The sequence below is a fragment of the Xenorhabdus entomophaga genome (genome assembly GCF_037996725.1).
Taxonomy (GTDB): Bacteria; Pseudomonadota; Gammaproteobacteria; order Enterobacterales; family Enterobacteriaceae; genus Xenorhabdus; species Xenorhabdus khoisanae.
Genome location: NZ_JBBMXH010000479.1, coordinates 1 through 229 on the forward strand (window position 1 = coordinate 1; position 229 = coordinate 229).

The following is a 229-nucleotide window of genomic DNA, read 5'->3' on the forward strand; positions in this document are numbered from 1 at the left end:
GGCCTGCTTGAGGTCGGGTTTATCAATCAATCTGCCGCCACGTTGTTCTGCGATAGCAATGGCCTGCTCAACAGCTTCTTTCATCGCTGCAACATCCAATACGCGGGTTTGTCTTGGCCGGTCACCTTTTGTACCAAAAACAACATGCAGTTTCGGCTCTGGTTGGTCTAACTGTTTTCGCCAACTTTGCAGTGACGCACTGCATTGCACCGCTTCCTGAGAACGTAAT

1 protein-coding gene is annotated in these 229 nt (G+C 50.2%); it reads right to left on the minus strand.

The annotated features are described in order from the left end of the window. Positions 1-229, minus strand: a 229-nt coding sequence (locus AAC854_RS23715; RefSeq protein ID WP_340619198.1) for an integrase domain-containing protein, incomplete at both ends; no start/stop codon positions are given.